The sequence below is a fragment of the Pantoea sp. SIMBA_079 genome, assembly GCF_046940275.1.
Taxonomy (GTDB): domain Bacteria; phylum Pseudomonadota; class Gammaproteobacteria; order Enterobacterales; family Enterobacteriaceae; genus Pantoea; species Pantoea borealis.
Window position 1 is genome coordinate 1 of record NZ_JAWRYR010000665.1, and the last position, 250, is coordinate 250.

Genomic DNA, 250 nt, shown 5'->3' on the forward strand with positions numbered 1-250 from the left:
CGCGATACAGCGCGGCGTCGGCTTCGCGGATCCACAGATCGGGCGCCTCGTGGCCGGCATGCAGCGCGGCCACGCCGATGCTGACCGTGCACGCCAGTCCCGGCTCCGCTTCGAACGCCAGCTCGGCGATGCGCGCGCGGATGCGCTCGCCGAGTTCGAGCGCCGCGGGCAGGCCGCCGTCGTGGATCAGCACCGCGAACTCGTCACCGCCGATACGCGCGGGGACGTCGTGCTCGCGGACGCATTCGCG

1 protein-coding gene is annotated in these 250 nt (G+C 73.6%); it reads right to left on the reverse strand.

Annotated features, from left to right (window positions below; all coding sequences use genetic code 11):
• On the reverse strand, positions 1–250 hold a 250-nt coding region (locus SB719_RS21615; RefSeq protein ID WP_412159954.1), incomplete at both ends, for a GGDEF domain-containing protein.